This is a genomic window from Kitasatospora sp. MY 5-36, assembly GCF_001182915.1.
Taxonomy (GTDB): Bacteria; Actinomycetota; Actinomycetes; order Streptomycetales; family Streptomycetaceae; genus Kitasatospora.
On sequence record NZ_LFVW01000706.1, the window covers coordinates 1 to 5,574 of the forward strand.

General features: G+C 73.9%; 5 protein-coding genes. 4 read left to right on the plus strand and 1 reads right to left on the minus strand.

The features are described from left to right. The 4 genes from AE652_RS34110 to AE652_RS34125 all read left to right on the plus strand — a co-directional run. Nucleotides 1-869, plus strand: an 869-nt coding sequence (locus tag AE652_RS34110) for a serine protease (protein WP_049658728.1), incomplete at its 5' end; no start/stop codon positions are given. Between the two features lie 152 nt (nucleotides 870-1,021). Next, nucleotides 1,022-2,659 (plus strand): ABC-F family ATP-binding cassette domain-containing protein, encoded by a 1,638-nt coding sequence (locus AE652_RS34115; protein ID WP_049658729.1) that lies wholly within the window; start codon nucleotides 1,022-1,024, stop codon nucleotides 2,657-2,659. Nucleotides 2,660-2,792: 133 nt separating this feature from the next. Then, nucleotides 2,793-3,476, plus strand: a complete 684-nt coding sequence (locus tag AE652_RS34120; protein ID WP_049658730.1) for a nitroreductase family protein — start codon at nucleotides 2,793-2,795, stop codon at nucleotides 3,474-3,476. Nucleotides 3,477-3,579: 103 nt separating this feature from the next. Further along, nucleotides 3,580-4,182 (plus strand): GNAT family N-acetyltransferase, encoded by a 603-nt coding sequence (locus tag AE652_RS34125; RefSeq protein ID WP_053112422.1) that lies wholly within the window; start codon nucleotides 3,580-3,582, stop codon nucleotides 4,180-4,182. A 28-nt stretch (nucleotides 4,183-4,210) separates the two neighbouring features. Here the strand turns inward: AE652_RS34125 and AE652_RS34130 are convergent, their stop codons facing one another. Continuing rightward, nucleotides 4,211-5,164, minus strand: coding sequence for an aldo/keto reductase (locus AE652_RS34130; RefSeq protein ID WP_049658731.1), 954 nt, complete (start codon nucleotides 5,162-5,164; stop codon nucleotides 4,211-4,213). Between the last annotated feature and the right edge of the window lie 410 nt (nucleotides 5,165-5,574).

Genomic DNA, 5,574 nt, shown 5'->3' on the forward strand with positions numbered 1-5,574 from the left:
CCAGCGCGCCCGCCTCGGCCGCGCCCACGGCCCAGCCCACCGCGGCCCAGCCCGGCGGTGGCGGCGGCGCGGACCAGCTGCCCGCGATGGTCCCGGCCAAGCCCGTGGCGCACCCGTTCCCGAAGAACATGCACGTCAACGGCAAGATCTTCTTCAAGGACGGCAACGAGGACTACGTGTGCTCCGGCACCGTCGTCTCCGACCCGGCCAACCCCGGCAAGAGCAACCTGGTGTGGACCGCCAGCCACTGCCTGCACGGCGGCAAGGGCAACAAGTACTACACCGACATCACCTTCGCCCCGGCCTTCAACAGCAACGGCGTGCTGAGCAACGGCAACAAGCAGGCCAAGCTGGAGGACGCCGAGCCGTACGGCGAGTGGACCGCCACCTCCGGCATGGTCTCGCCGCAGTGGGCCGCGGAGGCCGACCCGGAGAAGGGCGGCCCGTGGAGCCAGTACGACTTCGGCATCGTGAAGGTCGCCAACCCCAGCCCGGGCGGCAAGTCGCTGGAGGAGACCGTCGGCGGCTCCGTCCCGCTCTGGTTCAACGCCCCGCGTGACCAGGTCGGCGCCGTCAGCAACTACGGCTTCCCGGAGGGCAAGCCCTTCGACGGCGTGGAGCTGGAGCACTGCGACGGCGGCAAGCCGTCCAAGAAGACCGGCGACCCGAGCCGCCCGGCGATGCTGCTGATCGGCTGCAACATGACCGGCGGCAGCAGCGGCGGCGGCTGGTACGCGACCAAGGACGGCAAGCCCGCCCTGGTCAGCGACACCTCCATCGGCAACGGCGCGAACACCTACGAGGCCGGTCCGTACCTGGAGGACGTGGCCCAGCACATGTTCGAGTACTTCTCGAAGAAGGCCAAGTGAAGAAGGCCGAGTGACCCGCTCCGACGAAGGCCGAGTGGTCTTCCGAGCGGCGCGGTGACCCGCTGAGCGGTGATCCGGGGGCCGCGGCCGCGACGGCCGCGGCCCCCGGCTTTTCGGCCGGACGCCCGGCTCCTCCTACAATCGGGCTCATCATGAGCGCCACACTCGTAGTCAAGGACCTCAGCGCCGGCCACGGCGAACGCACCCTCTTCTCCGGCCTGGACCTGGTCGTCGCCCCCGGCGACGTGATCGGCCTGGTCGGCGTGAACGGCGCCGGCAAGTCGACCCTGCTGCGGCTGCTGGCCGGCCTGGACACCCCCGAGGGCGGCTCGCTGCGGCTGAGCCCGGCGAGCGCCAACGTCGGCCACCTGCCGCAGGAGCCGGAGCGGCGCGAGGGCGAGTCGGTGCGCGACTTCCTGGCCCGCCGCACCGGTGTGGCGGCCGCGCAGGCCGCGCTGGACGAGGCCACCGAGGGCCTGGTCGAGGGCCGGCCGGGCGCCGACGACGCGTACGCCGTCGGCCTGGAGCGCTGGCTGGACCTCGGCGGCGCCGACCTGGAGGAGCGCGCCGAGGAGGTCGCCGACTCGCTCGGGCTGAAGGTCTCGCTGGACCTGCCGATGACCGCCCTGTCCGGCGGCCAGGCCGCCCGGGCCGGCCTCGCCTCGCTGCTGCTCTCCCGCTACGACGTCTTCCTGCTCGACGAGCCCACCAACGACCTCGACCTGGACGGCCTGGAGCGGCTGGAGTCCTTCGTCAAGGGCCTGCGCACGGGCACCGTGCTGATCAGCCACGACCGCGAGTTCCTGGCCCGCACCGTGACCAAGGTGCTGGAGCTGGACCTCCACCAGCAGCAGGTCAACCTGTACGGCGGCGGCTACGAGGCGTACCTGGAGGAGCGGGCGGTGGCCCGCCGGCACGCCCGCGAGGAGTACGACGAGTACGCCGACACCAAGGCCTCGCTGGAGGCCCGGGGCCAGATGCAGCGCAACTGGATGGAGCACGGCGTCCGCAACGCCCGCCGCAAGAGCAGCGACAACGACAAGAACGCCAAGGCGAAGCGCACCGAGTCCACCGAGAAGCAGGCCTCCAAGGCCCGGCAGACCCAGCGGATGATCGAGCGGCTGGACGTGGTCGAGGAGCCGCGCAAGGAGTGGGAGCTGCGGATGGAGATCGCCACCGCGCCGCGCTCCGGCTCGGTGGTGGCCACCCTGCGCGCGGCCGTCGCCAAGCGCGGCGACTTCTCCTTCGGCCCGGTGGACCTGCAGATCGACTGGGCCGACCGGGTCGCCATCACCGGCGCCAACGGCGCGGGCAAGTCCACGCTGCTGGCCGCCCTGCTCGGCCGGCTCGAACTCGACAGCGGCAGCGCCTCGCTGGGCTCCGGCGTGGTGGTCGGCGAGGTGGACCAGGCGCGCGGGCTGTTCCTGGGCGGGGAGCCGCTGCTGGAGGCCTTCGCGGCCGCCGTGCCGGAGCTCGCGCCGGAGGACGTGCGCACCCTGCTGGCCAAGTTCGGCCTTAAGGCGGTGCACGTGCTGCGCCCGGCCGGCACCCTCTCCCCCGGTGAGCGCACCCGGGCCGCGCTGGCGCTGCTGCAGGCCCGCGGGGTCAACCTGCTGGTGCTGGACGAGCCCACCAACCACCTGGACCTGCCCGCGATCGAGCAGCTGGAGTCCGCGCTCGGCTCGTACACCGGCACCCTGCTGCTGGTCACCCACGACCGGCGGATGCTGGACACGGTGGCGGTGAACCGGCGGATCGAGGTCCGGGACGGGCGGGCGCACGAGCTGTAGGGGTCGCCGGGCCCGGGGAACGGGACCGGCCGCCGGCCGGATCGGCCTCCGGGGATCGGTCTCCGGGGATTGGTCTCTACCTCTTCCCGGAAACCCCCTCCCGGAGGGGCCGTCATGTGCTGTGCTGTGCGCCATGGTTGACAGCACTGACAGCGCCGTGGCGGGGACGTCCCACCCGACCGTCCCGCTCACCCCCATGACGGTGCCCGCCCACGAGGCCGAGGCCCGCAGCAGGTCCTTCCACGACGTGATGGCGCAGCGCCGGACCGTCCGCGACTACTCCACCCGCCCGATCCCGGACGGGGTGGTCGAATGGGCGGTCCGGACCGCCTCCACCGCGCCCAGCGGCGCGCACGTCCAGCCCTGGCGGTTCGTGGTGATCACCGACCCGGAGCGCAAGCGGCGGCTGCGCGAGGCGGCCGAGACCGAGGAGCGCGAGTTCTACGGCCACCGGGCGTCCGAGGAGTGGCTGGCCGCGCTCGCCCCGATCGGCACCGACTGGCGCAAGCCGTTCCTGGAGGACGCGCCGGCCGTGATCGTGGTGTTCGAGGTGCACAAGGGCCCCGAGTCGCCGCGCCCGTACTACACCAAGGAGTCGGTGGGGATCGCGGTCGGGCTGCTGCTGGCCACGCTGCACCAGGCCGGCCTGGCCACGCTGACCCACACCCCGAGCCCGATGAAGTTCCTCAACGAGGTGTGCGACCGCCCGGCGGAGGAGCGCGCCGCGTACGTCATCCCGGTCGGCTACCCGGCCGAGGGGGCGCGCGTGCCGGACCTGCGGCGCAAGGAGCTCGACGAGGTGATGGTCCGGCTCTGACGCGCCGGGGTGCGGCCGGGCGCGCCCGCCACCGGGGGGACGCGCCCGCCACCAGAGGGATATCCGATGGTGACAGGTCCCGGCCAAGGACATAATCGCCGCCATGAGCCAAGCACAGCCACGGCCCTGCGGCCTCGCCCCACCGCTGGCGGAGGCGACCGCCGGGCGGCCGCCGGAACGGCTGCGGCTGCCCGGCGGCCTCTGGCTGCGGCGCCGCCGCAGCAGCCACACGGCGGCGCTGAACCAGGCCGTCCGCGCCAACCTGGACCACCTGCGGCCCTGGATGGAGTGGGCGGCCGAGGCCCCCTCCCGGGCCCGGACCGCCGAGCTGACCCGGGCCGGCGCGGCCGCCTGGGAGGCCGGCACCGACTTCATGTACCTGGCCGGCCTGGACGCCGAGCCCGGCGGCGTGATCGGCGCCTTCGGCCTGCACGGGCGGATCGGCCCGGGCGCGCTGGAGATCGGCTACTGGGTCGCCGCCGGGCACGTCGGCCGGGGCATCGCCACCGCCGCGGCCGGGGCGCTGACCGAGGCCGCGCTGGCCCTGCCCGGGATCACCCGGGTGGAGATCCGCTGCGACCGGGCGAACGGCGCCAGCGCGGCCGTCCCGCGCAAGCTCGGCTACCGGCTGGACCGGGTCGCGGAGGCCGCCGTCCGGGCTCCGGGCGAGACCGGACGGCAGCTGGTGTGGGTGCGGGAGCGCTGACGGCGCGGGTACGGGGGCAGCGCCGCCGTCAGTAGCGCTCGCCGGTCGCGGCCGGCAGCGCGTCCAGCTCGGCCAGGTCCGCCGCCGAGAGCTCGATCCCGGCCGCCCCCACGTTGTCCACCAGGTAGCGCGGCGTCCTGGTGCCCGGGATCGGGAAGACGTACCGGCCCTGCGCCAGCACCCAGGCCAGCGCGACCTGCGCCGGGGTGGCGCCGATCCGCTCGGCGACCGCCCGGACCTTCCCGACCAGCGCCAGGTTGGCCCGCAGCGCGTCGTGCTGGAAGCGCGGCAGCCGGCGGCGGAAGTCGTCGGCGGGCAGCTCCTCGATGGAGGTGATCCCGCCGGTCAGGAAGCCCCGGCCGAGCGGCGAGAACGGCAGGAAGGCGATGCCCTGCTCCTCGGTGTACGGCAGCACCTCGGCCAGCGCGTCCCTGGTCCACAGCGACAGCTCGGACTGCACCGAGGCCACCGGGTGCACGCTCTGCGCCCGCTTGATCTCCTCGACGCCCGCCTCGGAGAGGCCGATGCTCCGGGCCTTGCCCGCCGCGACGACCTCGGCGAACGCGCCCCAGGTCTCCTCGATCGGCACCTGGGGGTCGACCCGGTGCAGCTGGTAGAGGTCGACGTGGTCGGTGCCCAGCCGGCGCAGGCTCTCGTCGATCGAGCGGCGCACGTGCTCGGGCCGGCCGTTGCGCTCCTGCTGGCCCGCGCCGCCCGGCACGATGCCGACCTTGGTGGCCAGGAAGGCGCGCTCCCGGTACGGGCCGGCCAGCGCGGCGCCGACCACCTCCTCGTTGGTGTACGGGCCGTACATGTCGGCGGTGTCGATCAGGCCGACGCCGAGGTCCAGCGCCTGCCGGATCACCCGGACCGACTTCTCGTCGTCCCGGTCCCGCTCGGTGTAGGCCCAGGTCATGCCCATGCAGCCGAGACCGATGACGCCGATCTCCGGGCCGCTCGTGCCGAACGAGGCGTTGCGCATGGTGGTGCTCCCGTCGTGGTTTCCGCGGCTCCCGTGGGGGTGGCCGCGGTGTTCGCGTGGTGGTGCGTGATCAACGCCCTCAGCTTTCACCTTGGAGTGCCCTCAAGGTCAAGCCCCTTCATCCCCGGGCCCGCCGCGACCGCCGCCCGGCATCGTCTTAACCGTTCCTAAAACCTGTCCCTGACGGGGCGTCCGGGACCGGGAAATGCTTGACGTGCACAGCTGGTCTAGTCCAGTTTGATGCTCAGCACCGCGCTCCCCCACCCCGGACCACCCCAGGCCGCCGCCCGCCCCGCGCCTCCCCCTCGCGGCGCGGGCGGCCTCCACGTCCCGAGAGGCACCCCCATGCCCAGCGCGCCCCAGCACACCCCCGCGCACCGCCGCCCCGCCCGCCGGACCACCCTGCTGAG

Coding starts and splice junctions, on each gene's coding strand:
- AE652_RS34115 (WP_049658729.1), top strand. CDS start 1,022: ATGAGCGCCACACTCGTAGTCAAGGACCTCAGCGCCGGCCACGGCGAA.
- AE652_RS34120 (WP_049658730.1), top strand. CDS start 2,793: ATGGTTGACAGCACTGACAGCGCCGTGGCGGGGACGTCCCACCCGACC.
- AE652_RS34125 (WP_053112422.1), top strand. CDS start 3,580: ATGAGCCAAGCACAGCCACGGCCCTGCGGCCTCGCCCCACCGCTGGCG.
- AE652_RS34130 (WP_049658731.1), bottom strand. CDS start 5,164: ATGCGCAACGCCTCGTTCGGCACGAGCGGCCCGGAGATCGGCGTCATC.